Genomic DNA, 25387 nt, shown 5'->3' with positions numbered 1-25387 from the left:
GCTGGTTATAAATCAGTTTATTCGCCCGTTTGACAGGTGTAAGTCCAAAGGCTGGACGCCGTTTCCGTGAAAACCGTTCAGCGGTCTTTCAAAAGGATGGATTATGCGGTAGTGGCAATTTAATATCCCTTCTACTGCTGCACGGCAAGCTCATCATGGACGTATTCATGCTCCCCAACAGTTACAACGAAGTTCTTGTCGTCTTCTCCATAGTCGTAGCTGTTCTGGCCTCATACACGGCCCTCGACATGACTGGACGAGTATCTATTGCCAAGGGGCGAGCAGCCTCTCTATGGCTGACGGGCGGAGCCTTTGCCATGGGTTTCGGCATCTGGTCGATGCATTTCATCGGGATGCTTGCGTTCAACCTGCCAATCTCCGTCGGCTACGACCTGGAGCTAACTGTTGCCTCGTTGTTGATCGCCATTGCCTCTTCGGCCTTTGCTCTCTGGCTGGTCTGTCAAGAAGAGCTCCCCTGGCTACGTTTGTGTCTAGGTGCCCTTCTGATGGGGTTGGGTATTGCCGCAATGCATTACACCGGTATGGAAGCCATGCGCATGATGCCTGGCATTGTTTATATTCCCGGTCGCTTTGCGTTATCCATCATCATCGCTGTGCTAGCTTCAGGAGCGGCACTGTGGATCGCCTTCCGTTTGCGTCGGCATTCTGAGAAGGTCGCCTTCACCCGCGCTGGAGCGGCACTGGTGATGGGGTGCGCCATCGTTGGTATGCACTACACCGGCATGGCTGCCGCGCAATTCCCCATTGGCAGTTATTGCGGTGCCGTGAACAATGGAATCGACACAAAATGGTTAGCTGTACTGGTTCTTGTGGTCACCCTGGCGGTGATTGCCATTGCGCTGATCGTTTCGATGCTGGACGCACGCACCACGATCCTCGCCACTTCACTCGCTCATGCGAACAGCGAACTGATCCAGTTGGCGTTGCACGATAACTTGACCAGGTTACCCAATCGCATACTGCTGGATGACCGACTGGAGCAGACGATTCAGAAAGCGGCTCGAGAGAAACGGCACTTTGCTGTGCTATTCATGGATCTGGATGGGTTCAAGGCAGTCAACGATGCCTGTGGCCACCACATCGGCGACCTCTTACTTATCGATGTAGCTCAACGCATTCAGAACGTCACGCGTATACAGGACACCGTTGCGCGGTTGGGGGGAGACGAGTTCGTCTTGCTGATTGAGGTTGAAGAGCCCGCGGATGCTGCGTTTTTTGCGGAAAAGTTGGCGAAACAAATCAGTAACCGCTATCAAATTGCTCGCCATGATTTACACGTCTCAGCAAGCATAGGCATTGCCATCTACCCTGACGATGGACGCACTCGGCATGAGTTAATGGTCAATGCTGATGCGGCCATGTACCACGCAAAGGAAAAGGGCCGGAATGGTTACTGCTTCTTCGAAAAAGCGATGAACACCAATGCGCACGAGCAGTTGCAACTACAACAGGATCTTCGGCAAGCCCTGGACCGGGGAGAGTTTCTGTTGCACTACCAGCCGAAAATGCTGGCCCCCAATGGTCCGATGATTGGCGTCGAGGCATTGTTGCGCTGGCAACATCCGGAGCGAGGGCTTATCCCGCCCGACCAGTTTCTGCCCCAGGCGGAGAAGACCGGGTTGATTATTCCGATTGGTAACTGGGTGATCGATGACGCGTGCAGGCAGATGCGTCAATGGCACGATCAGGGGCACGATTGGAGCATTGCGGTGAACCTGTCTGCTTTACAGCTTGCCCATCCCGGACTGGTTGATTTCGTGGGTGCTGCTCTGCAACGACACTCGCTAGAGGCCCGTTACCTGACCCTGGAAATCACCGAGTCCACGGCCATGCGTGATGCTGACGCCAGTCTGGTGGTCCTGGAACGGCTGGCTGAAATAGGCGTGAGCATTTCCATCGATGACTTCGGTACGGGTTACTCCAGCCTGCTCTACCTCAAGCGCCTCCCCGCCAATGAGCTGAAGATCGATCGCGGTTTCATTAATGAGCTGGCCCATGGCAGCGATGATGCTGCGATTGTCTCGGCCATTATCGCGCTCGGCTTGACGCTGAACTTGAAAGTTGTTGCTGAGGGGGTAGAAACCGTCGAACAACAGGAACTTCTTACGCGCCTTGGTTGCGACACTCTGCAAGGCTTCCTTCTTGGGCGTCCCATGCCGGCGGAACAACTACTCAATAGTGTGGCTAACGTAGCCGCACGCTCTCTGTTTCGACATGCCGAGGGCAGTGTCGGGGCCGATGGCGTCTGCCGCTAAATCGGCTGCACCGCCCAAACCGCAAACCCGGGCAGATTCAAAGCCTGGTCAGCGCGATTAGACCATCGGTTGAAAAAGTGCTGAAAGCGCCAGGTTCCTTGGCGAGTGACCAGCGATATCGAACAGGCTCGTTTGATGACGGCTGAAACCTTGCTCTAGCGTCATCAGCCCCCTTCACGGTTCAGGCCAGCTCCTCGTGACTCACATCGGGAGGGGCGAGCGCGGTTTTAGATATCCGAGCGTTCGACGTATCCGGCTGGCGAGGAGGCTGCTGGCATGCACGTTGTGGTAGTGAAAGACGGCGGTCGCACGCACGGTGTCCGGGTCAGCCGGCAGATTCGTGTGCAGCGAACGGTAACCCCAGAACAGGTAGAGGTTGCCCGGTCGCATTCGGACCCGCGTGAACCCGTCGGCATGAGTGGCGAAGTCCTTTGCCAACCGGCGCTGTATCCAGCGGTTGTCGACCCGCAACTTGTCGATCAGGTTCAAGGCGTAGGTCCGCCGGAGCGGTCGGTGGTTCGGCAGTATGAGCAAATCGCCGGGTTCGCCCTTGTCTGGCATACAGACCGGCATGATCGTGGTCAGCACGAAGGAGTCGTAGTGGAAAATCAGCGACTCACGTTGGCCGCGTTCACCGGTCAGGCAACGCAGCACCTGGTGCAGGCCCTGCTCGGTTGGACGTCGCCCCGTCGCAGTCGCAACGATACGCCGGCATAAGTCGATGAAGACCGGGGAGCAGCCCCACTCGTGCAAGAGTGAGCCGGCAACGGCTTGGTGTCCGGTCAGGGCAACGTAGTCGTTGCCCGCCGCTGCGACCGCGTCGAGGACCAGGGTCTGTAAGTCGGTCAGCTGTTCGCGGGTGGCCCATCCGGGCAGCACAGCGTAGCCGTCGATGTTTATCGCCTCGATCAGGGTCTTGATCTGTTCGTCTGAAAATGTTGTGTATTGCATGGCTTCATCCCTGACCCCTGTTAAAAATAACAGGGACGTTTGTTAACGCTGATCAAAACGTCCGGGAAGGCGTTGGGTGGTCGCCCGATCTAGCGCTGGTGGCACATATTGATAATGCCGAGGGGCACGCTTGAGAGTACGTCGAGTTGTTCAACGCTTTCGAAATGTCCTGGCAGCCCGTGCAACAAGGCTTCGTTCGTGGAGGCAGATGCCACAACTAGTTTCCACGTGGCTCGAAGGTCCGTCGAATTGATGCGGGGTTTCCTGCGGCATTGTCGATGGCTCCATTGTCGGTTACTCCATGAGATAGCCGACAATGCATAGCCGTTTTGAGGCGGTCTAAGAAGGCAATAATCAGCGTAGCAGCTATCTCGCATTACGCCCGTTGAATGGATATATTCTCTTTTGAAAACCGAGCGGGCGTTTATTTCTATGGATATCGAGCGAGTGCAGGGTGCCTATCAGGGGCGGAACAAATCTTCGGCATATGCGGATCTCGTTTGGACGGTAGCAACTGCTAGTGACGTAGGTCTGGGTATGAGAGGGCAAACACTTCAAACGCTAGAAACGATCCAGCGCAATCTTGAGGAGCTAGGTTCCGGCAAACATCACATCGTCTCAGCGCAGGTATACATCGCCAACATGGATGACAAACCTTTGATGGATGATATTTGGTGTCAATGGATTGGGAGTAACCCTAGGCACTGGCCGCAGCGCGCCTGTCTTGGGGGCGCTCTTGAGGGGAAAGTCCTTATTGAGGTGACGGTAACCGCAATACGGAACTTGACGTAAAAATGGCCGCCGCGGCGTCCAAATGAAGCCTGCTGTCAGGCTGCCAATAGGCTGGCCAGATACCTTGACGGGCTGTCTTGGATTCTTGACGGGCACAGGATAGATGCCGGTGCCCCAAGCGGCTGCAAACCGTTCTGACCCCGGATTAAAAAAATCAGCTCGGGACTTGGTCTTTCAGTAGAGCTAAACAACCATGTTGACAAGCAGCCAGAATATCTTCAGCTAGTTCTATGTCCTCTACGGCTCTAGCCAGCGCTACTCCGCCAATCATTCCTACGGCAATCTGTATTGCGTGCTGCCTGGAATTAACGCCTTCCGGCTCTGACGCAAGTACGCCCTCCAGGCGGGCAATGAATGCCGCGACAATTTGAGAGTAGTTGCTTCGAATCGCGTCGTCCTGCCGAGCGACATCGGAAACCATGAACGCCAAAGGACAGTGCATCTGACTACCGTCACGATGGTCCATTCGCAGATAGCTCTTAATTACTTGCTGCAAACCTCCTGCACCTGCGCGCTCAAGGAGCAAGCCGCCCGTTCGGGCTGCGTTCCGAATCGCCTCGTTGTACAGATCGGTCTTGGATGCGAAATGGTGATAGAAGGCTCCTCGGGTCAAGCCTGCATTCTTCATGATCGTGTCGATGCTGATCTGCTCGAAACCCTCCAGAGAAAATAACCGCGTGGCACTTTCAATGATTCGCTGGCGGGTAGTTGCACGCTGTGTGGCCGGCCATGGCATGAGTTTTTCTTCTCGGAGTTGGGCACTGAGGGGGGCAAGTATGCCAAGACTAAAGTTTATGTTCTTGAACATAAGGTCATCGCTGTCAGTATTTCAGCCACATTCCCTGCTCGGAAATTATCGATGAGCCTGCACATAGTTGGCCCGGGTTTCAGCACTTTCGTCCGCAGCGTCCGGCTGTACTGTGAAGAAAAGTCGCTCCTATACACTTACGGCCTTGAGCATGATGGCTACACAATCGCCCTGCGTAGCGCTGAGCATTTAGCTCTGCATCCTTTCGCAAAGATGCCCGTGCTGCTACACGGCGAACGGCGGATTTTTGAAACCACCAGTATCTGCCGCTACCTCGACAGTGCCTTTCCTCAATCATCTCTGCAACCGCAAGACCCGGTACTACGAGCAGAGGTGGATCAATGGTCCGCCGCGCTTGCCATGTATGTCGACGACCGGCTGATTCGCCGTTACCTTCTGCTCATCGTTTCACCTACCCAACCGGCCCGGCCCCTTGATCCATTGGCCATCGCTGCGGCGGAGCCGGCGGCCATTCAAACCCTCAATCATCTCGAGCAGCAACTGGGTAGTCGTGAGTTTTTCTGCGGCGAGCACTACAGCATGGCTGACGCAATTCTCACGCCGATGCTCGATTATTTGCAGGCGCTACCGAATTTGGCGGCATGGTTTGAGCAGTCTCCAACCGTATATGAATATTTGCGCCGCATGCGCTTGCGTCTGTCGGGACGTACAGTCTTGGGGGACGGAAATTGCACGGACGTCAAACGGTGAAAAGACGCTTCTCCATCCATGCGGAGCTAATGTAGCGATCGTCTTTCATACCGTATTCGTTGAAGACACCGACCTCAGCAAATCCGAATTTTCTATGCAGGGCGATCGAGGCCTCATTGGGCAAAACGATGCCAGCCAGCGCCCGGTGCAGATCATGCTTCGCCACTTCTCTAAACAGCCTCTCGTACAGCGCCGAACCGACCCCCTTCGACACGCTGCGAGGTGAGGTATAGATACTGGTTTCGATGGTTTTCCGATAGGCCTGCTCTGGACGGTAGGGCTGCGAGCAGCAAAAACCAGTAATGACGCTGTCCTGCTCCGAAACGAGTAGTTGGTGCGGACTGTCCTTGTCGAATCGCAGTAGCCAGGGCGTGCGCAACTCAAGGCTGACAGGCTCCGATTCAAAATAGCGCGCATCGCTATTGAGGATGTAGTGATTCAGGATGCCGGTGATTTCCAGAAAGTCTTCTGCGACGGCGTGACGAATGAGCATGTTGGTTCCTGATACCGAGTGAGGTGTAACGATTATTCGCTTCTTGCGAAGCCGATTTCTCAGGCTTTCACGCGTTGTTGCTCGATTTGCTCCTTGAACGTTTCCAGCGCGGAAACGATGAGGGGGCGAATCGATAGATCCGCTGCAATGCTCTCGGCATCTAATCCTTTGGCCAGCAAATTCACAGTGATCGATGCTTGTTCGATAATAGACGCTGACATTGTTTCAAGAACCAGCCGCAGTGCTGCCTGGGCGTGTGAGGCGCGTGGAGAGGCGTTGAAAAGCGCAACCGGTTTACCTGGGAAATCCTCGCAGCTGACTAGCCAGTCCAGCGCATTTTTGAATGATCCGGGAATGCCACGGGCGTACTCAGGGCAACAGATCAAAATGCCGTCTGCCTGGGCAATGATCGAGCGTAAATCAACGATTAGCGCGGGTGGATCGTCAGCTAGATCCGGGTCGAAGTGAGGTAACTGACCGACCCCATGATAGTGCTTGATCGACATGCCTTCAGGGCTGAGCATTTCAGCAGCGCGCAACAGCGCGGAGTTGGATGAGGCTTCACGAAGACTCCCTGACACTGCAAGCAATCGCACCATATTCACGCGCTCTTCGACTTAGGTAGAGGGGGGCAGTGTCGCATGGCGCCGAGCTCTCGTGTGTAGTGGTCAACTCATCCCGGACACGACGTTAAGTTTTTCTTTCGCTCTTCACAGATTTTCTTAAGAGACGTTCTTAATCTTTATGAGGGGGCGTATTTTCCGTACCGTCGATTGAAATAGACGTGCTCGTAGATCAATAAATCAATAAGAGGCAGACATGCACACAGACTTTCCAACGCACGCCAGTTACCGCACACAACGCGAACAATTTCTGGCTGCGGCGACTGCGGCTGGCGCGAGCCTGACCGAGTACCCGCATCCACTCCCGGGGCCGTTCGGCGAGCCTCTGAGCACTGATGTGGCGGTACTTGGCGATCCTGGCGCAAAGCGTTTGTTGGTTGCTCTTACTGGCACCCATGGGGTTGAAGGGTTCTATGGTTCGAGTTGCCAGATCAAATGGCTGCAAGAATTCGGCAAACGCCCACTGCCCGCGGATGTCGCGGTCGTGATGATCCACTTGATCAATCCCTGGGGCACTGCTTGGTTGCGCCGCGTCAACGAAGACAATATCGACCTGAATCGTAACCACCTGAACTTCGATCGCCCGCTGCCGAACAATGAGCCCTACGCGGCGCTTCATGAAATCTATGGCTGCACTCAATTGCAGGGGCCGCAGCGAGACCGAGCCGATGCCCTGCTCAGCGAGCAGGTTCGCGAGCATGGTTGGCCTACCGTGATGTCGATTGTCGAGGGTGGCCAGCACAGCCATCCCGATGGTCTGTTTTACGGTGGGCTGGCGCCCAGTTGGTCGAACAGAACACTGCACCGCATCATTCAGGAGCATGTGTCGCAGGCCGAGGTGGCCATGTGCTTTGACTTGCATACCGGCGCGGGGGACTACGGTCATCCGATGCTGTTGACGATTGCCCAGACGGCCTATCCGGCATTGGCGGATGCCAGCGCAGTCTATGGTCCCTGGCTGTACACCCTGCTGACTGGAGCGCAGAGCCTGAGTGACACCGGCGTTGCAGCGACGGCCACCGGCTACACGTCACAGGCCCTGATCGATGCACTGCCAAATGTGCACCTGATGCCTTTCGTCATTGAGTGCGGTACCTACCCAGGGGAAGAGGTTCACCGCCATCTGCGCGATGATCACTGGCTGCACCTGCACGGTGACCCCAGCGATAAGATTGGGCGGCAAATCAAACTGGACCTTCTTGAGCAGTTCTATCCGGCCGACAGTGACTGGCAGGAAATGGTCTGGGTCCGCACTCGGCAGATATGGGAGCGGGCATTGTCAGCGCTGCCGACGATTTGCCAAGGGGATCATGGACAGGCCGGCAGCCTGTAAGAGGGGTGACGTTGTGTGGGCGCGACATGTTTTGCGATTCGCTGAAGGGTGTCGCGTACCCGTAGCCAGGAAGTTTCCGGTTATCTTCCCTCCGCGGGGAATGACGCATCGATCATAACCACGACTCCACAACGCGGCGGTCCAGCTCTTCCAAATCCGCCATGCCCAACACTCTTGTGGTGTTGAGGCCGCGCAGGTAGCCCCTGAGCTGATTTGCCGATGCGCGCAGGTCGTCAGAGCGGGCATTCTCGTCGTGCAGAGTTTCTTCGTAGAAGCACAGGTATTCCGCCACCCGGTCACGGAACTCCGGCAACACTGCGTGGCGGATCAGGTCAAAGGTTCGCAGCTTCTGAGTGGTGTTCACGGAGTCATCCCTGGTGCGCTTGAGGGCTGTTGCGATGATTGGAGGATCATACCCCAACACCAGCACCCTGAAAGTGGGTAGATCTATCTTGTAGAGCCCTCATGCCAAAATGATCTAAAACCAACAAGTGAGGCGTAACATCAAAAAAGTAATGCCCCGCCAAGCAAGAGGCTATCGGCAGCGTCGCCATTAATTGAAAAGCAGCGCTTCATTCTCGCAGGCATTGAGGGGCGAAACTTAGGTTCTATACGAACCGAGGAGTACTCATCATGACGCCTACCCATTCACTTACACTGTCAGGTGCTGTCTTTGCCACGCTGTTGGCGTTGTTGCCTGCAGTGGGGCTGGCGGCTAGCGGAGAGCCGATCGACATGTCGGTCGTACAGTTGGTGCCACACGAGGAAAACGGAATTACCTATCTAACAGGCGGCATTGGCGAGGACGAGTCGCGGGCCATCCAACAGACCAAGGGCTACAACCTGCACATGACCTTTTCCAAGGGAAAGGACAATAAGTATATCGCCGATGCTGACGTTGTGATCAAGACCACAAACGGGAATACCTTACTGTCATTGAGTCAGGTAGGTCCTATTGTTTACGTTAAATTGCCGGCAGCCGAATACGTTATCGCCGGCAGCAGGGGTGGTCAGGTAAAACAACAAAAAGTCAAACTCGGCGGAACGACCGCCAGTAGTGTGATTTTCCACTGGGGTGAAGGACAGCCTTGAGCCTCGCCTGGACACAAAGTTGTATAAGACTCATTAAGCAGCGCGATGCGCTGCTTAATGTTTACTGGTCTGGCAATTTCTTTCGAGGGATGATCAGGACCAGGATTACCCTCTCATCAAACAACCTATAAATCATTGAAAAATAAAGCATAAATTTTCAGCTTAACGCCGATCCCCTGTAGGAGCTGCCGAAGGCTGCGATCGACCGGGAACCGGTCGCTTTCTTGAGACCGCTGAAGGTCGTGCCGGTCGAGCGCGACCCCGGCCTTTCGCAGCCTTCGGCAGCTCCTACAGGGGGACCGAGTTTGCTGCGCGACAGCGCGGTGGCGTAGACGGGGCGGAATCTCCCATGAATAATCAAACTACGTGACCGATCTCACTGACCGCTCTTCACGCCCACTTCTTCCCAAGCTCCTCCAGACCGGCCTTTTGCAGATCCTGCGGGCTCATCACAATGCGGAATTTGCAGTTGGCCTGGAAATTAAGAAAAAAGGGTTCCGCAAAAGCCGGGACGTCAGATGAGTTTTGTACATTGATCAAGAAGAGCCCACCGCGCATTCCGTCCTGCTCGGTAAAGTACGCCGCCTCTGGCTTGATGCTTTCAAGGATGCGCCCAATAATCTCGCCCGCCTTCCCGGCTCTGACGAGGGCATTGAAGGGTTCATGAGGAAATTCGACCGTAAGTAGCATCTTCATCATTCAATTCTCCTATCAACTTGCTGCCCTGTAGCCAGACGCTTGCCGCTGGCTCTCATGCCGCCTGACAGGCATTCAACTGTCCCGGCGGTCCGTGTCGTTAAGAATAGCGAAGCGTGAGCTAACGCTCATGTAGGGTTACGGACGGTCATGAAGCACGACAACCTCGTGCCTTGCGACCTGTTCTCAACGCTTTGGCAAGCGCGCCGGAACAGGTCACGACCCGGTTTTTACGTGGCTACCCGATAGCAGGGCACATAGGCCGCGCCGCCTGGCAGCTTCATGCGGTGCTGCGCGACGAACGCTTGCAGCAAGTGGTCCAGAGGCTGCATGACGGCCGCGTCGCCATGGATCTCGTAGGGGCCATGCTGCTCGATCAGGCGGATGCCCTTGTCTTTCACATTGCCGGCAACGATACCGGAAAAGGCGCACCGCAGATTGGCCGCCAGCTCGTGAGGAGGCAGGTCGCGGCTCAGCTGGAGGCTGGCCATGTTGGCGTGGGTGGGGTCGAACGGGCGCTGAAAGCTTTCCTCGATCCTTAGCAGCCAGTTGAAATGGAAGGCGTCGTTGCGCTCCCGGCGGAACTGCTTGACCGTCTTTAACCCCTCGGTCATTTGTCTTGCCACTTCGGCGGGATCATCGATGATGATCTGGTAGTGAGCCTGTGCGGCCTCTCCCAGCGTAGCGCCGACGAAAGCGTGCAACTGCTGCAAGTAGGGCGCCGCACTTTTTGGCCCGGTCAGGATGACGGGGAACGGCAGGTCCCTGTTGTCCGGGTGCATCAGGATACCGAGCAGGTAGAGGAACTCCTCGGCGGTGCCGGCACCACCGGGAAAAATGATGATGCCGTGACCAACACGCACGAAGGCCTCCAGGCGCTTCTCTATGTCCGGAAGGATCACCAGCTCGTTGACGATCGGATTCGGCGCCTCGGCAGCGATGATTCCCGGTTCAGTCAGGCCCAGGTAGCGGCCGCCGCTCATCCGCTGCTTGGCGTGGGAGATGGTGGCGCCCTTCATTGGCCCTTTCATCACCCCAGGCCCGCAACCGGTGCAGATATCCAGGCGGCGCAGGCCGAGTTCGTGACCGACCTTCTTGGTGTACTTGTACTCCTCGGTGTTGATCGAATGGCCGCCCCAGCACACCACCATCTTCGGCTCCACCCCAGGACGCAGGGTGCGCGCGTTACGCAGCAGGTGGAAAACGTAGTCGGTGATTCCCTGGGAACTGTTCAGGTCAATGTGCGGGCTGTCCAGCTCGTTCTGGGTGTAGACGATGTCGCGCAGGGCGCTGAACAGCATCTCGCGGGTGCTGGCGATCATCTCGCCGTCGACGAAGGCATCCCCTGGCGCGTTGAGCAGTTCCAGGCGGACACCACGATCCTGCTGGTGGATGCGAACCTCGAAGTCCTGGTAGGCCTCAAGAATCGTCTTGGCATTGTCAATGTGGGCGCCAGTGTTGAGGATCGCCAGGACGCACTGGCGAAACAGCGTGTAGAGGCTGCCCGAGCCGGCTTCGCTTAGTTGCTGCACTTCGCGTTGGGACAGTGTCTCCAGGCTGCCCTTGGGGCTTATCGAAGCGTTGATTACATGTCTTTGGGCCATTCTAGGTTCCCTGTTAGCGATGCCCCGAGCCAGGGAGGGCCAGTTGCATCAGGATGGTAAGCACCGAACGCCTCCACTAATAAAGGAGGAAGCGGTCGCTAAAGATCAGTGCCCACATCTTACCCCGGCCTTGTATGGATCGGCGCGAAAAGCGCTACAGATGGGCCTCGGCGACCGCCTGGCTCATGAAGCCGCTTCCCCTCCTGCGACAGGCTTCCAGTTAGCCAATGGGGTCAGGAAGTGCAAATCGAAACGTCGCTCAACGAAGGCCCAGCGGCCCAGGCGGCGTTCGAATTTATCGTGATACAAGCCGCTGATCTGGATCGGCCCCATGTCGATATGGGTACAAAGGCAGTCAACGGCTGCTCGTGCGGTAGCGGTATCGCCGTCGATGTCGATCAACGTGTTAGCCATCCAGTGGTGCATGTGTGGCAGTAATTCCATGCAGATTACTTACGATCCAGCCAAAGACGCCCGCAACACCGGGGAGCGCGGTCTTCCATTCGCCCAGGTGGTGGACTTCGAATGGTCTACAGCCCTGATCAAAAAAGGACGATCGATTCGAATACGGCGAGAGCCGGTATCAAGCGATGGGGTTCATAGGTGATCGACTGCATGTCGTGGTGTTCACCCCTCGCGGCGATGCGGTTCACGTCATCAGTTTTCGAAAAGCCAATAAACGGGAGGTCAAAAGCTATGAGCAAGCAGCCAAAAGTAAGGGGCCGGCGAACACACCTTCCGAGCCCGGCCGATAAGGGCGATTGTGTCCGCGTATTTTTAAGCGGACGCAATTACCCTTAACGCCAGGATCGCCATGCGCCAACGTAAGTCCTACCCGAAATCCTTCAAAACCCAAGTCGTCCAAGAGTGCGAACAACCCGGTGTTTCCGTGGCGGCTATTGCGATGAGGCACGGTATCAACGCCAATGTCGTTCGCCGGTGGATACCGCTTTATCGTGATCAACAGGCAGTCGCGCTGCCAGCCTTCATTGCTTTGAAAGTCGAACCAAAACGAAAGACCGAAGCGTCGGCGATCATTGAATTACCGCTCGGTCAGCAAACGCTCACAGTGAAATGGCCAACTTGCGATCCCGAAGGGTGCGCCCGCTTCATCCGGGGGCTTGCCCTGTGATCCGCATCGATGCCATCTGGCTCGCCACCGAACCGATGGATATGCGAGCGGGTACCGAGACTGCGCTGGCCAGAGTGATCGCGGTGTTTGGTGCGGCGAAGCCGCACTGTGCTTATCTGTTCGCCAATCGCCGCGCCACTCGCATGAAAGTGCTGGTGCATGACGGCTTCGGAATCTGGCTGGCTGCTCGCCGGTTGAACCAAGGCAAGTTTCACTGGCCAGGCATTCGCCATGGCTCTGAGATGGAGTTGGATGCCGAGCAACTTCAAGCCTTGGTGCTGGGCCTGCCATGGCAACGCGTGGGTTCCGGCAGCGCGATCACACTGCTTTAAAGGCCACCATTAGCCTATCGGTCTATCGCTGTGAATTGCCCGCTCTGGCAAAATCCGCAGCATGACTTCTTCGCCCAATCTCGACCAAATGTCTCCCGACCAACTGCGTGCCTTGGCAGCGCAGTTGCTGTCGCAGGTCGACACTATGGGCAAGAAGATCAACCGCGACCAAACGGTGATCGAGAAGCTGACCCACGAGATCGCACAACTCAAGCGCTTGAAGTTTGCCAAGCGCAGCGAGCAGTTGAATCCGCAGCAGGCCAGCTTGCTCGATGACTTGATCGATACCGATATCGCGGCGATTGAAGCAGAGCTTCAGGCCTTGCAAGCAGTGCCAGCGGCGACCGAAAAAAAGCAAAAACCTAAGCGCACTGCGTTGCCGGCAGAGTTTCCACGCACGTTGATCCATCACGAGCCCGACAATACTCACTGCCCATGTGGCTGCGCACTGAAACGCATCGGTGAAGACGTCAGCGAGAAGCTGGACTACACGCCCGGCGTGTTTACCGTTGAACGCCATGTCCGTGGCAAGTGGGTGTGCGATGACTGCGAAACGCTGATCCAGGCCCCCGTTCCGGCGCAGGTCATCGACAAGGGCATCCCGACCGCCGGGTTGCTGGCCCATGTCATGATCGCCAAGTTTGCTGACCATCTGCCTCTTTACCGCCAGGAATCGATTTTCGGTCGGGCTGGCTTGGCAATTCCGCGTTCAACCTTGGCTCAATGGGTTGGCGTTACTGGCGTGCAGTTGCAGCCTCTGGTCGATGCGCTGCGCGACGTAGTGCTCGGGCAGCTGGTCATCCACGCCGATGAAACACCGGTTCAGATGCTCGCTCCGGGCTCAAAGAAAACCCATCGCTCTTATGTCTGGGCCTACGCCACCAGCCAATTCTGCGAAACAGCGGCAGTCGTTTACGACTTCAGCCCCAGCCGCGCCGGTGAGCATGCTCGCAACTTCCTGCAAGGCTGGAAGGGCAAGCTGGTCTGCGATGATTTTGGTGGTTACAAGGCCAGCTTCGAACTCGGTGTGACCGAGATCGGCTGCATGGCCCATGCGCGGCGCAAGTTCTTCGAACTGCATGCCACCAACAAGAGCATGCTCGCCGAGCAAGCCCTGCGCTACATCCAGTTGCTTTACGAAATCGAAAGTGAAGTCCGCGACCTGGAACCGGATTTACGCCGTCGAATACGGCAAGAAAAGGCTGTGCCTGTGATGGATGCACTGCATGCCTGGATGATCGCCCAGCGCGATCTCGTGCCCGAAGGTTCAGCTATCAGCAGAGCACTGGATTACAGCCTGAAACGCTGGGCAGCTCTGTCGCGCTACCTCGATGACGGGGCCGTACCCATAGACAACAATTGGGCCGAGAACCAGATCCGACCATGGGCTCTTGGACGCAAGAATTGGCTCTTCGCAGGGTCGTTACGCAGCGGCAAGCGGGCGGCAGCGATCATGAGCTTGATCCAGTCTGCGCGGCTGAATGGCCATGATCCGTATGCCTATCTGAAGGACGTTCTCACGCGACTGCCGACGCAGCGGGCGAGTGAGATTGACGAGTTGCTGCCGCATAAGTGGCAGCCGGTCTAATTACGCAAGGCGTGATGCCCGGACGCATACAGCCAAAATCTGAAATGGTCGATGAGACCAACCCTGAGTGGTCGCCCAAGGACTTCGCCAAGGCCAGACCGGCCAGCGACGTGTTGCCGGGATTGTTCGGCAAGGCTCAGGCCAAGGAAATGCTCCAGCCCAAGCGCGGGCGCCCGAAAGCGGACGCGACCAAAGAGCATGTCAGCCTGCGACTTGATGCGGAAGTTTTGGAGCAATTCAGAGCATCGGGCCCAGGCTGGCAAACGCGCATGAACGCCGCTTTGGCCGACTGGCTCAAGACGCACACGCCGAAAGAATTGCAGGTATGACCCTCAAGCTGACTAGGCGGGATGAGTCTCCGGCTTCGGTCGGCTGGAATCTGGCTCCCTTCTGGGTTGAGCCAGTTAAGCCGTAGCCTCGCGCTGTTTATTGGTAACCGCTCCATTAACCCCACATCCAACGCCGACAGCTTAGGCTGGAGCGAGAACTGTGTTCCAGCATCATCAGCCGAGCCATCCACCGTACCGAGATTTGCTACTCATGACTTAGCTAGTAGCCAGTGGACTGCCAGGCACATGTGGCACATAAATAGTCCACTTCCTATTTAGCTGGCACAAGAATGCCAAGCCCAGCTATTTCAGTGGCACAAGAATAGAGACACGGCCTATTTAGGTGACAGAAAAATAGAAAATCGGCCCATTTCTATGCCACATAAATACAGAATTGCGCCCTATCTCTGCCTATGGGAGCCACTTCAGTTCTGTACCAGCGGTAGGACGTTTCTTGTACCGGGGGTGGGACGCTCAGTTTTACCGGAGCTTGGAAGCTCTAAAAGTGTCCGCAGTCTATTACCTGTTGGTGGATTTGGCGGTACACCAAAGGATGTCGAGGCTTCCCTAGCGTACGATTCGATCCACTCACCCCACGTTAGGGTTCAGGTTTAACGTGATATCTCTGGCGAGCAGTTCCAAGGCAACAGTGCTTCATAGTCTGCCACCGACTTCGCAAGTGGCACATGCTCCAGTACATAGCGTAGCCACGTATAAGGCTCTCGGCCGTTGACCTTGGCGGTCTCGACCAAGCTGTAGATCTGGGCACTGGCGGTAGCGCCTTTGGGTGTATCGCTGAACAGCCATGCCTTACGTCCGATCACAAACGGCTTTATCGCGCGCTCCGCCGCGTTGTTGTCGATCGGTAAAAAACCGGCCTCCACGTAACGCTCCAGCCGGCTCCAGTTGTTGGCAAGATAGTTAACCGCCTTGCCCAGCACACTTTGCGGCGTCACTTGGGACTGCGTTTTATCCAGCCAGCTTTTCAACTGGGCCAGGATCGGCAGGCTCTTTTCCTGTCTGCCGATAAATCGTTGCTCGTCACTGACGTCCTTCAGTTCACGCTCGATGCCGTACAGCTTGTTGATCATCGTCAGGGCGATATCGGCACGTCCCGCCTTGCCCTTGGGCTGTACCTTTTGAGCATCGACAAACTTGCGCCGCACATGGGCCATGCACGCCAGACGTTCCACTCCGGGCTGTAATGCCAAGGCGTTGTAACCCGCGTAATCATCGGTCATGACGTAGCCACGATAACTTTCCAGCAGGCGCAACGGCACTTCCTGCGCACGGCTGGAGGTGTAGTCAAACAGCACGACTTTTCGATCCGGCGGCCCGCTGGCTTGCACCCACATCCAGGATTGGCTGGTTGGGTCTCGATCCGGTTCTTTAAGTACCTGGACGCGGGTTTCATCACAGTGGATGACCGGGCTTTCCAGCAACCGATCCCGCATCAGATTTAATAACGGTTGCAAGTGCTCGCCGCACTGGATGACCCAGCGCGCCAAGGTTTGGCGAGGGATGTCCACACCATGCCGGGCAAGTACCGTTTCGAAACGGTGGAGCGGCAGGCCGTCGACGTATTTAGTGGTCAACAACATCGCCAAGACACTCGGACTGGCCATGCTCTTTTCGATCAACTGAGCCGGTTTGTCAGCAGTGACCGGCGCCGCTTCACAACCACGACACCCGTAGACTTTGCGGATGTGTTTGATCACGCGGATTTGCATCGGCACGATATCCAGCTGCTCGCTGGTTTCTTCGCTGACGACATGCTTGCGGCAACCACAGGCACACGTCAGTTCGTGCTCGGGAAGTTCGTGGATGACTTCGATGCGCGGCAGATCAGCAGACAGAGGCTTGCGCTTGCCACGACGTGAAGTCGGAGCAACAACTTCTTCGTCAGCGTCGCCGATTGAGGGCATCGGCTCGCTTTCGGGCTCGTTGAACAACGCCAGTTGAGGGGTATTGGGTTCAACGGTCTGCTCGGATTTGCGACCGAACAAACGGTCGCGCAGCAGCTTGATCTGTTCTTTCAGATCGACGATATGAGTCTGGTATGCCTCAGCCGTTACCTGTTGACGACTGAGTGCCTCAAGCAACATTTGCTTGAGCAGAACAGGGTCGTCAGGGAGGTCTTCGGGCATCAAATTCATGCCCGGATTATACCCGTCAGGCGACGAATCTTGGCGTTAAAACCTTGTGTGGACGGTTGCGCCAGAGATCAAATCCATCCAGTAGCCAGTTCAGTTCTTGGACGGTCAGCACGATAGCCTCGTCCACCTCATCGGGTGAAGTTTTGAAACGCTCGGACTCCAGGCGCTTGAGCCAAAGGCAGAAGCCGTTACGCTCCCAGTACAACACTTTGACCCGGTTACGGTGGCGATTCAGAAAAACAAAGAGCACGGGGTCAAACACCGCGACCTTGATATCCAGTTCGACCAGCGCAGCTAGGCCATCAATGGACTTTCGAAAATCTACCGGCTTTGGGTAGAGGTACACTTTTTCAACGCTGGCATTGGGACGCATCATGGTGATGGGCTCCTGATGGAAATCGGGAGCACAGCATCAGCCGTCAGCTATCCGCTTGGAATGTGGGGTTCATGGAGCGGATACGTTTATTGAGTGCGATCATGTTGCAATCCTCCGCTGATGCTTGCTTTGCTGGTCACGGACATAGCGCAGCAGTACGGCCTTGCGCGTTGCGAAGTCCTTGCCTTGGCCGATCAGCAACACGTCACGGATCTCGATCAGCGATACCCGCACCAACTCGTTGGCGTCGAGTTGATCGCGGTTGTCCGTCAGGCTTTACCCGAAAGTACAGGCCATTGCCGTCATGCTCCCGATATTCTTTGGCGTCGGGCTCTAAGTCAGCCAGGGAGGTGTCCGAGAGGAGGCTGCGCTTCATTTCTGAGCGCTTCACAGCTTGTATCCCCCGGTGCAATTATTGTCGAAGGATCCACTGGAATATGCGAAGGGAAGGTATAGGGGGATGCAAGAAGAGATAACCAGAAACAATTCGTCGTGAGGTGGGTTTCATTCTTTTGATTTCCGGGCCGTGGGCTGATCGTCTATGCAATCAGGTGCGTTCGTGCCGATGGGGATCATTCCGGCAAATACTTCTCCCGATCCACCCCCCCAAGACATTCGCCCGCCTGCCGATTCTAAGTCGTAGATTTTGGTCTCTGAAATTATCTCACCGCTACGATGATCATAAAGTCGAAAAAAACCTGGATAGCCCCACCAGGGAAACCATTGCGGTTTATCTAGTTCATCGTATCCGCTCCATGAACCCCACATTCCAAGCGGATAGCTGACGGCTGATGCTGTGCTCCCGATTTCCATCAGGAGCCCATCACCATGATGCGTCCCAATGCCAGCGTTGAAAAAGTGTACCTCTACCCAAAGCCGGTAGATTTTCGAAAGTCCATTGATGGCCTAGCTGCGCTGGTCGAACTGGATATCAAGGTCGCGGTGTTTGACCCCGTGCTCTTTGTTTTTCTGAATCGCCACCGTAACCGGGTCAAAGTGTTGTACTGGGAGCGTAACGGCTTCTGCCTTTGGCTCAAGCGCCTGGAGTCCGAGCGTTTCAAAACTTCACCCGATGAGGTGGACGAGGCTATCGTGCTGACCGTCCAAGAACTGAACTGGCTACTGGATGGATTTGATCTCTGGCGCAACCGTCCACACAAGGTTTTAACGCCAAGATTCGTCGCCTGACGGGTATAATCCGGGCATGAATTTGATGCCCGAAGACCTCCCTGACGACCCTGTTCTGCTCAAGCAAATGTTGCTTGAGGCACTCAGTCGTCAACAGGTAACGGCTGAGGCATACCAGACTCATATCGTCGATCTGAAAGAACAGATCAAGCTGCTGCGCGACCGTTTGTTCGGTCGCAAATCCGAGCAGACCGTTGAACCCAATACCCCTCAACTGGCGTTGTTCAACGAGCCCGAAAGCGAGCCGATGCCCTCAATCGGCGACGCTGACGAAGAAGTTGTTGCTCCGACTTCACGTCGTGGCAAGCGCAAGCCTCTGTCTGCTGATCTGCCGCGCATCGAAGTCATCCACGAACTTCCCGAGCACGAACTGACGTGTGCCTGTGGTTGCCGCAAGCATGTCGTCAGCGAAGAAACCAGCGAGCAGCTGGATATCGTGCCGATGCAAATCCGCGTGATCAAACACATCCGCAAAGTCTACGGGTGTCGTGGTTGTGAAGCGGCGCCGGTCACTGCTGACAAACCGGCTCAGTTGATCGAAAAGAGCATGGCCAGTCCGAGTGTCTTGGCGATGTTGTTGACCACTAAATACGTCGACGGCCTGCCGCTCCACCGTTTCGAAACGGTACTTGCCCGGCATGGTGTGGACATCCCTCGCCAAACCTTGGCGCGCTGGGTCATCCAGTGCGGCGAGCACTTGCAACCGTTATTAAATCTGATGCGGGATCGGTTGCTGGAAAGCCCGGTCATCCACTGTGATGAAACCCGCGTCCAGGTACTTAAAGAACCGGATCGAGACCCAACCAGCCAATCCTGGATGTGGGTGCAAGCCAGCGGGCCGCCGGATCGAAAAGTCGTGCTGTTTGACTACACCTCCAGCCGTGCGCAGGAAGTGCCGTTGCGCCTGCTGGAAAGTTATCGTGGCTACGTCATGACCGATGATTACGCGGGTTACAACGCCTTGGCATTACAGCCCGGAGTGGAACGTCTGGCGTGCATGGCCCATGTGCGGCGCAAGTTTGTCGATGCTCAAAAGGTACAGCCCAAGGGCAAGGCGGGACGTGCCGATATCGCCCTGACGATGATCAACAAGCTGTACGGCATCGAGCGTGAACTGAAGGACGTCAGTGACGAGCAACGATTTATCGGCAGACAGGAAAAGAGCCTGCCGATCCTGGCCCAGTTGAAAAGCTGGCTGGATAAAACGCAGTCCCAAGTGACGCCGCAAAGTGTGCTGGGCAAGGCGGTTAACTATCTTGCCAACAACTGGAGCCGGCTGGAGCGTTACGTGGAGGCCGGTTTTTTACCGATCGACAACAACGCGGCGGAGCGCGCGATAAAGCCGTTTGTGATCGGACGTAAGGCATGGCTGTTCAGCGATACACCCAAAGGCGCTACCGCCAGTGCCCAGATCTACAGCTTGGTCGAGACCGCCAAGGTCAACGGCCGAGAGCCTTATACGTGGCTACGCTATGTACTGGAGCATGTGCCACTTGCGAAGTCGGTGGCAGACTATGAAGCACTGTTGCCTTGGAACTGCTCGCCAGAGATATCACGTTAAACCTGAACCCTAACGTGGGGTGAGTGGATCGAATCGTACGCTAGGGAAGCCTCGACATCCTTTGGTGTACCGCCAAATCCACCAACAGGTAATAGACTGCGGACACTTTTAGAGCTTCCAAGCTCCGGTAAAACTGAGCGTCCCACCCCCGGTACAAGAAACGTCCTACCGCTGGTACAGAACTGAAGTGGCTCCCATAGGCAGAGATAGGGCGCAATTCTGTATTTATGTGGCATAGAAATGGGCCGATTTTCTATTTTTCTGTCACCTAAATAGGCCGTGTCTCTATTCTTGTGCCACTGAAATAGCTGGGCTTGGCATTCTTGTGCCAGCTAAATAGGAAGTGGACTATTTATGTGCCACATGTGCCTGGCAGTCCACTGGCTACTAGCTAAGTCATGAGTAGCAAATCTCGGTACGGTGGATGGCTCGGCTGATGATGCTGGAACACAGTTCTCGCTCCAGCCTAAGCTGTCGGCGTTGGATGTGGGGTTAATGGAGCGGTTACAGTTCATCGGGATGCACCCGTGGGTGAAAGATATTAGGTAGCACCCAAAACGGCTTAAACGTCTCAACTCGATAGCAACCACCGGGGCTGATGTCCGGTTCGCCCAATCTGGTCGCCAAGCCTTTTTCCCACCATTGCGAAGCGGTCCAGAGACCGCCTGCAATAGTGATGTAGGCCACGACAAAAGCGATTCGTCGTGAGGATGCCTTCATTATTTAGAATTCGGGCCAGTGGGGCGGTCGCCTATACAGTCGGGTACATTTGGACCAATATATATTGCTCCGGCAGATACTTCCGGAAAGGTTCTGCTGCCCCAATATAATGGCCCGCTTGTGTATTCCAAGTCATAGACTTTACTCTCTCCAATCAATTCACCACTGCGATGATTGTATAACCGATAAAAGCCAGGGTAGCCCCACACCTGAAACCACTTTGTTGGTACGTCCTTGTTCGGATCAGGATCAAGTTGAAGCATGCTAGGCAGGACCCAAAATGGTTTAAACGTCTCAACTCGATAACAACCACCGGGACTGATAACGGGATCGCTTAAGCTGGTCGCCAAAGATTTTTCCCACCAATGCGAAGCGGTCCAGAGACCGCCTGCGATGGTGATATAGGCCACGACAAAGGCGATTCGTCGTGAGACGGGTTTCAAGTTATCTCTCCAAGATCAATAATCTTGTCGACTTTTTTCCAGAACACATCCGAATAAAGAATAAAGTCCCCGCCTTTGCCGATTTTATCGCGGTACTCTCGGAAGTCTCCATTGGTGACAGCAGCAAACGGCCCGTCCTTCAAGCGCAAGACAAGCTGCCCATAGGGACTAAGGGTAAATGCGGTTTCGGCCTTGGTCAGGACCCGGTCTTCAGTCCAAGTGCCCAAGTATTGCATGCCATTGAAATCGTAGTTGTCGCGAATATAGAAGCCCAGATGGTCTGCACGGAAATAATGGTGCGGGCGTCGAGTAATAGCGTCTTCCTCGGTAACAGCTTTTCCCACTATGCCGAATTTTAGGGTTGCCTTGCCTAAGGCGCCATACATATCATCCAGTACATCTAAAGTGTCGCCAAATGGAGCATAGTTTACTTGAGATATCGCGTCGATTTGCAGAGCAGACATATTGTAAAATCCTAAATCAAACGAACCTTTTTGCTTCCAGCCGGCTTTCTTTAGTCGCGATTGCAGTTGTTTCACCGCGTTAGGCGTGGCCATCCTGGACTCCGCGACCTCCACTGCTTTTCGGCAGCGCTCAAACTTCATCGCCCAGTCCATCTTTACAATGCTGTCATCGCACTGCGCCGCCGTCAGGCTCATTGGGTCCGGTTGGGTCTTATCCTCTTTCCAGCTCTCCGGCATCTGCCAAGCCGGGCTATCAAACCACCTCTGCATCAAGGCCGCTGCCGTGTCCCAACCTATATTACGCATGGCAGCGGGCAGGCGGGATAGGGCCAGGGGTTCGATGATGACCTGCTTGGGTGGTGTGTCGGTGGGGGCATAGGTTTCTGAGCTGCCTTGCGGCAAGGTGAATAAGGTATCCGGGCCTACGGCATTGGTGCGCTGGAAATCATTCAGGGACATCGTATTTACTCCATAACAGGCGACGGAGCGCCGGTAGCAATTTTCAGGCTGGCGGGGCTTGTGCTGCTGTGGGCGCTGCTGTGACCTCGGTCGTCCAGCTTGCCGTAAGCAATGCACTGGTCGTTTTGCAGCAAGGCGTAATTCAGCGAGCCAAAGGGCAGGCGTCGGTGATTGAGGAGTTGAAAACGCTCGTCGCAAGCGGCAGGGTTTGGAGTGTATGTTGATGACGCGCTGGCGTAGTCCGAGGTTGGAGCGGTCTGATGGGACGTTGCGAACGTGTTGTCCGGCGGGGGCACCGGTTGAGCGGTAACCCTGATAGCTTGCGGCGCCGGGCTTGGCTCCCCTTCATAAGTAGCCGTGAATACGGAGGGGATCAGTTGCGCCCGGCATGGGCAACCGCTGAAGCTGTCCAGCGTACCAGCCACGCGCCTGCCGTTATTGGTAAAGCTCGAAACGCCACCGCAGATCTGATAAGTCTTACCGTCCTTGCCACAGGAGACCAGATGATCTTCGAGCGCATGAATCAAGCCATTCCAGGAAATGGTCTCGTCGCCTTCCAAGACCTGGCCGCCACAGTCGGTTTTGTCACCTAAGCCAATGTAATATCCGATAGCCATTGAATTCCCTGTGTACTGATGCGGCGCCCCAGCCCAGGAAGCGCACGCTGTTGATTACGAAGGATTGCGCCGATCACCAAGTAGGAATCGAGCAACGTAACCAGTCAGAGCTTGAATAGAATGGCGTCGGAAGTAAGTAGGAAAGGTCCGAAAGTTATTCGGATTCAGGTCGGAGTTATGTGAGCAGTGGGCTACCGATGCTCACGCACGTCGCTGCACGAAGTAATGAGCGTTCCGTTTCTATTGGCAGTCCGTGGCGAACGCTGTCAGCGATGTGACGTGCTCGCCCAAGCGTAGTTTTGCGTAGTTCAAGACAGTCTCCCTCCAGCGGCACGATGCGCACATACACGCCCGCTGTTTCGCTCCAGCGCCGACGAAACACGCCGTCGGTGGTCTGCACGTCGTCCTTCCACACCACGCCGTTGCAGGCGTCACACACGGCCTTCAGCACGTTGTCTGTGTCCGGTTTTCTTATGCGCGAAATCTGTCCGGCCAACGCCATGGCCTTGCGCTTTTTCGACATGGATCGAGGCACGGTATGGAAGATGCGCAGCTCAATCAGGACCGGGTCTGTAGAAACAAGAAAGCCCGCACTAGGCGGGCTTCTTGAATGTTTCGTAGGCATCGAACGACGTCACGAAACAGGTACTTGGTGGCTACACAGGGACTTGAACCCCGGACCCCAGCATTATGAATGCTATGCTCTAACCAACTGAGCTATGTAGCCAAGTGGCGCGCATTATTCGCGGATAACGGAAATGTGTCAAGCGTTGTTCGTGAAAATTCATGCGTGTGATCAAGCGGTTAGCCCGGAATGCCGGTGAACCCCGTGTTTCCGGGGCGCCGCGTTACGCTAGATCGTCAGAACTGTTCGGCATCCAGACCATATAACGACGCGCTGCCCGCTCGAATGCTCTGTTCCAGGCTCAAGGTACGAGGCAGCAGGCGGCTGAAGTAAAACTGGGCGGTGGCGATTTTTGCGCCATAAAACCCTTCGTCTTCACCGCGCTTGCTTTCGGCGACCTGAGCCATGCGCGCCCAGAGGTAGGCGTAGGCGATGTAGCCGAACAGGTGTAGATATTCGACCGACGCTGCGCCGATTTCGTTGGGATTGGTTTTTGCCTGTTCTTGCAGCCAGTCGCTCAGGTTTTCCAGACGCTGCGCGGCATGGAGCAATTGTGTGGCGTACGGAGCTTCGGGTTGGTTGGCGAACGCGCGAATTTCTCCGGTGAATTGACGCAGGGCGCCGCCGCCGTTAGCTATTACTTTGCGCCCGAGCAGGTCCAAAGCCTGGATGCCATTGGTGCCTTCGTAGATCTGTGCAATGCGTACATCGCGCACCAGTTGTTCCTGACCCCACTCGCGGATATAGCCGTGGCCGCCGAATACCTGCTGACCCAACACGCAGCTGTCCAGGCCGCTGTCGGTGAAGAACGCTTTGGCCACGGGGGTGAGCAGGGCGACCAGGGTTTGGGCATCGTGCCGTTCTTGCGCATCGTCGGAAAACTTGGCCAGGTCCAGTTGTTGCCCGACATAGCTGGCAAAGGCTCGGCCACCTTCGGTCATGGCTTTCATGCTGAGCAGCATGCGGCGCACGTCGGGGTGGACGATGATCGGGTCGGCTATTTTATCATTCGCCACTGGCCCGCCCGGTGCACGGCTCTGAATACGTTCGCGCGCATAAGTGACGGCGCTCTGGTAGGACGCCTCGGCGCAACCAATGCCCTGTATGCCGATGGACAGGCGTTCGTAGTTCATCATGGTGAACATCGCCGCCAGCCCTTTGTTGGCTTCGCCGATCAGCCAGCCGCTGGCGCCGTCGAAGTTCATCACGCAGGTGGCCGAGGCCTTGATGCCCATCTTGTGTTCGATTGAGCCGCAACTGACCGCATTGAGCTGACCGAGCGAACCGTCGGCATTGATCAACACCTTGGGCACCAGAAACAGCGAGATGCCTTTGGGGCCGGCCGGTGCATCCGGCAATTTGGCCAGGACCAGATGGATGATGTTTTCGGTCAGGTCCTGATCGCCACCGGTGATGAAGATTTTGCTACCGGTGATGCTGTAGCTGCCGTCGGCCTGAGGTTCGGCACGGGTGCGGATAATGCCCAGATCAGTGCCAGCATGGGCTTCGGTCAGGCACATGGAGCCCGCCCAGCGACCTTCATACATCGCGGGCAAATACAGGCTTTTCAGGGTTTCGCTGGCGTGGGCATCAATGGCCAGGCAAGCACCCGAGCTAAGGGCCGAGTACAGCGCGAAGCTGGAGTTGGCGCCGTAGAGCATTTCTTCGAACTGCACCGCGAGCATTTTCGGCATGCCCATGCCGCCGAACGCCGGGTTGCCGGAAAGACCGACCCAGCCGCCTTCGATGTAGGTCGTGTAGGCGTGCTTGAAACCGCTGGGCGTGCTGACTTGGCCGTCGTGCCATTGCGCGCCTTCCTCGTCGCCGCTGCGGTTCAGCGGCGCGATCAGTTGCCCAGTGACTTTGGCCGCCTCTTCGAGAATGGCGTCAGCAGTGGCGGCGTCGACGGTATCGGTCAGGGCCGGCAGGCGCGCCCACAGGGCTGGGGCGTCGAATACTTCATGCAGGACAAAGCGCATGTCGCGCAGTGGGGCGTTGAATTCAGGCATAACGTGAAC

At 56.0% G+C, this 25387-nt stretch carries 28 protein-coding genes, 1 tRNA gene and 3 pseudogenes; 12 read left to right on the top strand and 20 right to left on the bottom strand.

The genetic code is table 11. From position 1 onward, the window contains the following. The first annotated feature begins 167 nt into the window (after positions 1-167). Positions 168-2276, top strand: a complete 2109-nt coding sequence (locus AC1MEE_RS21210; RefSeq protein WP_480411514.1) for a putative bifunctional diguanylate cyclase/phosphodiesterase — start codon at positions 168-170, stop codon at positions 2274-2276. A 201-nt stretch (positions 2277-2477) separates the two neighbouring features. On the opposite strand, the gene AC1MEE_RS21205 is transcribed toward AC1MEE_RS21210, so the two are convergent. Next, a complete protein-coding gene (locus tag AC1MEE_RS21205; protein ID WP_480411513.1) occupies positions 2478-3227 on the bottom strand; it encodes a hypothetical protein in 750 nt (249 codons plus the stop codon). Positions 3228-3659: 432 nt separating this feature from the next. On the opposite strand from AC1MEE_RS21205, the gene AC1MEE_RS21200 reads away from it, so the two are divergent. Then, a complete protein-coding gene (locus tag AC1MEE_RS21200; protein WP_480416292.1) occupies positions 3660-4019 on the top strand; it encodes a RidA family protein in 360 nt (119 codons plus the stop codon). A 154-nt stretch (positions 4020-4173) separates the two neighbouring features. On the opposite strand, the gene AC1MEE_RS21195 is transcribed toward AC1MEE_RS21200, so the two are convergent. Beyond that, complete coding sequence (locus AC1MEE_RS21195) at positions 4174-4827, bottom strand: TetR/AcrR family transcriptional regulator (RefSeq protein ID WP_480411512.1); 654 nt, start codon at positions 4825-4827, stop codon at positions 4174-4176. A gap of 51 nt (positions 4828-4878) precedes the next feature. On the opposite strand from AC1MEE_RS21195, the gene AC1MEE_RS21190 reads away from it, so the two are divergent. Continuing rightward, the gene (locus tag AC1MEE_RS21190; RefSeq protein WP_480411511.1) at positions 4879-5538 is read left to right on the top strand and encodes a glutathione S-transferase family protein; all 660 of its coding nucleotides are present in this window, start codon (positions 4879-4881) and stop codon (positions 5536-5538) included. Here the strand turns inward: AC1MEE_RS21190 and AC1MEE_RS21185 are convergent. Both AC1MEE_RS21185 and AC1MEE_RS21180 read right to left on the bottom strand, forming a co-directional pair. Continuing rightward, a complete protein-coding gene (locus tag AC1MEE_RS21185) occupies positions 5528-6031 on the bottom strand; it encodes an N-acetyltransferase family protein (RefSeq protein WP_480411510.1) in 504 nt (167 codons plus the stop codon). The genes AC1MEE_RS21190 and AC1MEE_RS21185 overlap by 11 nt on opposite strands. A gap of 59 nt (positions 6032-6090) precedes the next feature. Beyond that, a complete protein-coding gene (locus tag AC1MEE_RS21180; RefSeq protein ID WP_480411509.1) occupies positions 6091-6630 on the bottom strand; it encodes an NADPH-dependent FMN reductase in 540 nt (179 codons plus the stop codon). Positions 6631-6850: 220 nt separating this feature from the next. On the opposite strand from AC1MEE_RS21180, the gene AC1MEE_RS21175 reads away from it, so the two are divergent. Next, positions 6851-7987, top strand: a complete 1137-nt coding sequence (locus tag AC1MEE_RS21175; RefSeq protein WP_480411508.1) for a DUF2817 domain-containing protein — start codon at positions 6851-6853, stop codon at positions 7985-7987. A 112-nt stretch (positions 7988-8099) separates the two neighbouring features. On the opposite strand, the gene AC1MEE_RS21170 is transcribed toward AC1MEE_RS21175, so the two are convergent. Further along, positions 8100-8333 carry a hypothetical protein gene (locus tag AC1MEE_RS21170; RefSeq protein WP_480416291.1) on the bottom strand — a complete coding sequence of 78 codons (234 nt, stop codon included), beginning with the start codon at positions 8331-8333 and terminating at the stop codon, positions 8100-8102. A gap of 287 nt (positions 8334-8620) precedes the next feature. On the opposite strand from AC1MEE_RS21170, the gene AC1MEE_RS21165 reads away from it, so the two are divergent. Next, positions 8621-9079: a carboxypeptidase regulatory-like domain-containing protein gene (locus tag AC1MEE_RS21165; RefSeq protein WP_480411507.1), complete on the top strand. Its 459-nt coding sequence runs from the start codon at positions 8621-8623 to the stop codon at positions 9077-9079. 390 nt (positions 9080-9469) lie between these two features. Here AC1MEE_RS21165 and AC1MEE_RS21160 read toward each other — a convergent pair whose 3' ends face one another. From AC1MEE_RS21160 to AC1MEE_RS21150, 3 genes are all read right to left on the bottom strand, one after another. Next, the gene (locus AC1MEE_RS21160; protein ID WP_480416290.1) at positions 9470-9775 is read right to left on the bottom strand and encodes a panthothenate synthetase; all 306 of its coding nucleotides are present in this window, start codon (positions 9773-9775) and stop codon (positions 9470-9472) included. Positions 9776-10005: 230 nt separating this feature from the next. Beyond that, positions 10006-11379, bottom strand: a complete 1374-nt coding sequence (gene ppnN, locus AC1MEE_RS21155; RefSeq protein WP_480411506.1) for a nucleotide 5'-monophosphate nucleosidase PpnN — start codon at positions 11377-11379, stop codon at positions 10006-10008. A gap of 183 nt (positions 11380-11562) precedes the next feature. Continuing rightward, on the bottom strand, positions 11563-11823 hold the full coding sequence (locus AC1MEE_RS21150) for a nuclear transport factor 2 family protein (RefSeq protein WP_480411505.1): 261 nt from the start codon (positions 11821-11823) through the stop codon (positions 11563-11565). A gap of 146 nt (positions 11824-11969) precedes the next feature. Between AC1MEE_RS21150 and AC1MEE_RS21145 the strand changes: the two genes are divergently transcribed. From AC1MEE_RS21145 to AC1MEE_RS21125, 5 genes are all read left to right on the top strand, one after another. Then, on the top strand, positions 11970-12134 hold the full coding sequence (locus tag AC1MEE_RS21145; protein ID WP_480411504.1) for a BrnT family toxin: 165 nt from the start codon (positions 11970-11972) through the stop codon (positions 12132-12134). Between the two features lie 59 nt (positions 12135-12193). Beyond that, entirely contained in the window at positions 12194-12511 is a 318-nt protein-coding gene (gene tnpA / locus AC1MEE_RS21140) for an IS66-like element accessory protein TnpA (protein WP_480411503.1), read from the top strand. Further along, complete coding sequence (gene tnpB / locus AC1MEE_RS21135; protein WP_480411502.1) at positions 12508-12843, top strand: IS66 family insertion sequence element accessory protein TnpB; 336 nt, start codon at positions 12508-12510, stop codon at positions 12841-12843. Before tnpA ends, tnpB (AC1MEE_RS21135) begins: the two co-directional genes overlap by 4 nt. A 61-nt stretch (positions 12844-12904) precedes the next feature. Continuing rightward, a complete protein-coding gene (gene tnpC / locus AC1MEE_RS21130) occupies positions 12905-14431 on the top strand; it encodes an IS66 family transposase (RefSeq protein WP_480411501.1) in 1527 nt (508 codons plus the stop codon). A gap of 14 nt (positions 14432-14445) precedes the next feature. Beyond that, a complete protein-coding gene (locus AC1MEE_RS21125) occupies positions 14446-14760 on the top strand; it encodes a BrnA antitoxin family protein (RefSeq protein ID WP_480411500.1) in 315 nt (104 codons plus the stop codon). A 611-nt stretch (positions 14761-15371) separates the two neighbouring features. On the opposite strand, the gene tnpC (AC1MEE_RS21120) is transcribed toward AC1MEE_RS21125, so the two are convergent. The 5 genes and pseudogenes from tnpC (AC1MEE_RS21120) to AC1MEE_RS21100 form a co-directional block, all read right to left on the bottom strand. Next, on the bottom strand, positions 15372-16916 hold the full coding sequence (gene tnpC, locus AC1MEE_RS21120) for an IS66 family transposase (protein ID WP_480411498.1): 1545 nt from the start codon (positions 16914-16916) through the stop codon (positions 15372-15374). A 16-nt stretch (positions 16917-16932) separates the two neighbouring features. Then, the gene (gene tnpB / locus AC1MEE_RS21115) at positions 16933-17292 is read right to left on the bottom strand and encodes an IS66 family insertion sequence element accessory protein TnpB (protein WP_480411499.1); all 360 of its coding nucleotides are present in this window, start codon (positions 17290-17292) and stop codon (positions 16933-16935) included. 99 nt (positions 17293-17391) lie between these two features. Then, positions 17392-17526 carry a hypothetical protein gene (locus AC1MEE_RS21110; protein ID WP_480416391.1) on the bottom strand — a complete coding sequence of 45 codons (135 nt, stop codon included), beginning with the start codon at positions 17524-17526 and terminating at the stop codon, positions 17392-17394. A gap of 28 nt (positions 17527-17554) precedes the next feature. Further along, positions 17555-17683 (bottom strand): annotated as a pseudogene (locus AC1MEE_RS21105) (tyrosine-type recombinase/integrase); the annotation flags it as partial. A 113-nt stretch (positions 17684-17796) separates the two neighbouring features. Then, a pseudogene (locus AC1MEE_RS21100) lies at positions 17797-18018 on the bottom strand (hypothetical protein); the annotation flags it as partial. A 102-nt stretch (positions 18019-18120) separates the two neighbouring features. On the opposite strand from AC1MEE_RS21100, the gene tnpB (AC1MEE_RS21095) reads away from it, so the two are divergent. Both tnpB (AC1MEE_RS21095) and tnpC (AC1MEE_RS21090) read left to right on the top strand, forming a co-directional pair. Continuing rightward, a complete protein-coding gene (gene tnpB / locus AC1MEE_RS21095) occupies positions 18121-18480 on the top strand; it encodes an IS66 family insertion sequence element accessory protein TnpB (protein ID WP_480411499.1) in 360 nt (119 codons plus the stop codon). A 16-nt stretch (positions 18481-18496) separates the two neighbouring features. Next, positions 18497-20041, top strand: a complete 1545-nt coding sequence (gene tnpC, locus AC1MEE_RS21090) for an IS66 family transposase (RefSeq protein ID WP_480411498.1) — start codon at positions 18497-18499, stop codon at positions 20039-20041. Between the two features lie 510 nt (positions 20042-20551). On the opposite strand, the pseudogene AC1MEE_RS21085 reads toward tnpC (AC1MEE_RS21090), so the two are convergent. The 7 genes and pseudogenes from AC1MEE_RS21085 to AC1MEE_RS21055 form a co-directional block, all read right to left on the bottom strand. Continuing rightward, positions 20552-20761: pseudogene (locus tag AC1MEE_RS21085) on the bottom strand (hypothetical protein); the annotation flags it as partial. Further along, the gene (locus AC1MEE_RS21080) at positions 20761-21204 is read right to left on the bottom strand and encodes a hypothetical protein (protein WP_480411497.1); all 444 of its coding nucleotides are present in this window, start codon (positions 21202-21204) and stop codon (positions 20761-20763) included. The gene AC1MEE_RS21080 and the pseudogene AC1MEE_RS21085, both read right to left, overlap by 1 nt. Next, positions 21201-22127: a DUF6402 family protein gene (locus AC1MEE_RS21075; RefSeq protein WP_480411496.1), complete on the bottom strand. Its 927-nt coding sequence runs from the start codon at positions 22125-22127 to the stop codon at positions 21201-21203. Before AC1MEE_RS21075 ends, AC1MEE_RS21080 begins: the two co-directional genes overlap by 4 nt. Before the next feature lie 5 nt (positions 22128-22132). Then, positions 22133-22744 carry a PAAR domain-containing protein gene (locus AC1MEE_RS21070; RefSeq protein WP_480411495.1) on the bottom strand — a complete coding sequence of 204 codons (612 nt, stop codon included), beginning with the start codon at positions 22742-22744 and terminating at the stop codon, positions 22133-22135. 175 nt (positions 22745-22919) lie between these two features. Then, positions 22920-23369 carry a RusA family crossover junction endodeoxyribonuclease gene (locus AC1MEE_RS21065; protein ID WP_480411494.1) on the bottom strand — a complete coding sequence of 150 codons (450 nt, stop codon included), beginning with the start codon at positions 23367-23369 and terminating at the stop codon, positions 22920-22922. Between the two features lie 25 nt (positions 23370-23394). Then, a tRNA-Met gene (locus tag AC1MEE_RS21060) sits at positions 23395-23471 on the bottom strand. A gap of 134 nt (positions 23472-23605) precedes the next feature. Beyond that, positions 23606-25378 (bottom strand): acyl-CoA dehydrogenase C-terminal domain-containing protein, encoded by a 1773-nt coding sequence (locus AC1MEE_RS21055; protein ID WP_480411493.1) that lies wholly within the window; start codon positions 25376-25378, stop codon positions 23606-23608. Positions 25379-25387: the final 9 nt, after the last annotated feature.

The sequence above is a fragment of the Pseudomonas sp. ASL3 genome (assembly GCF_056680425.1).
The sequence above is the reverse complement of the archived record's forward strand: the minus strand, read 5'-3'. Positions and strand labels throughout refer to the sequence as shown.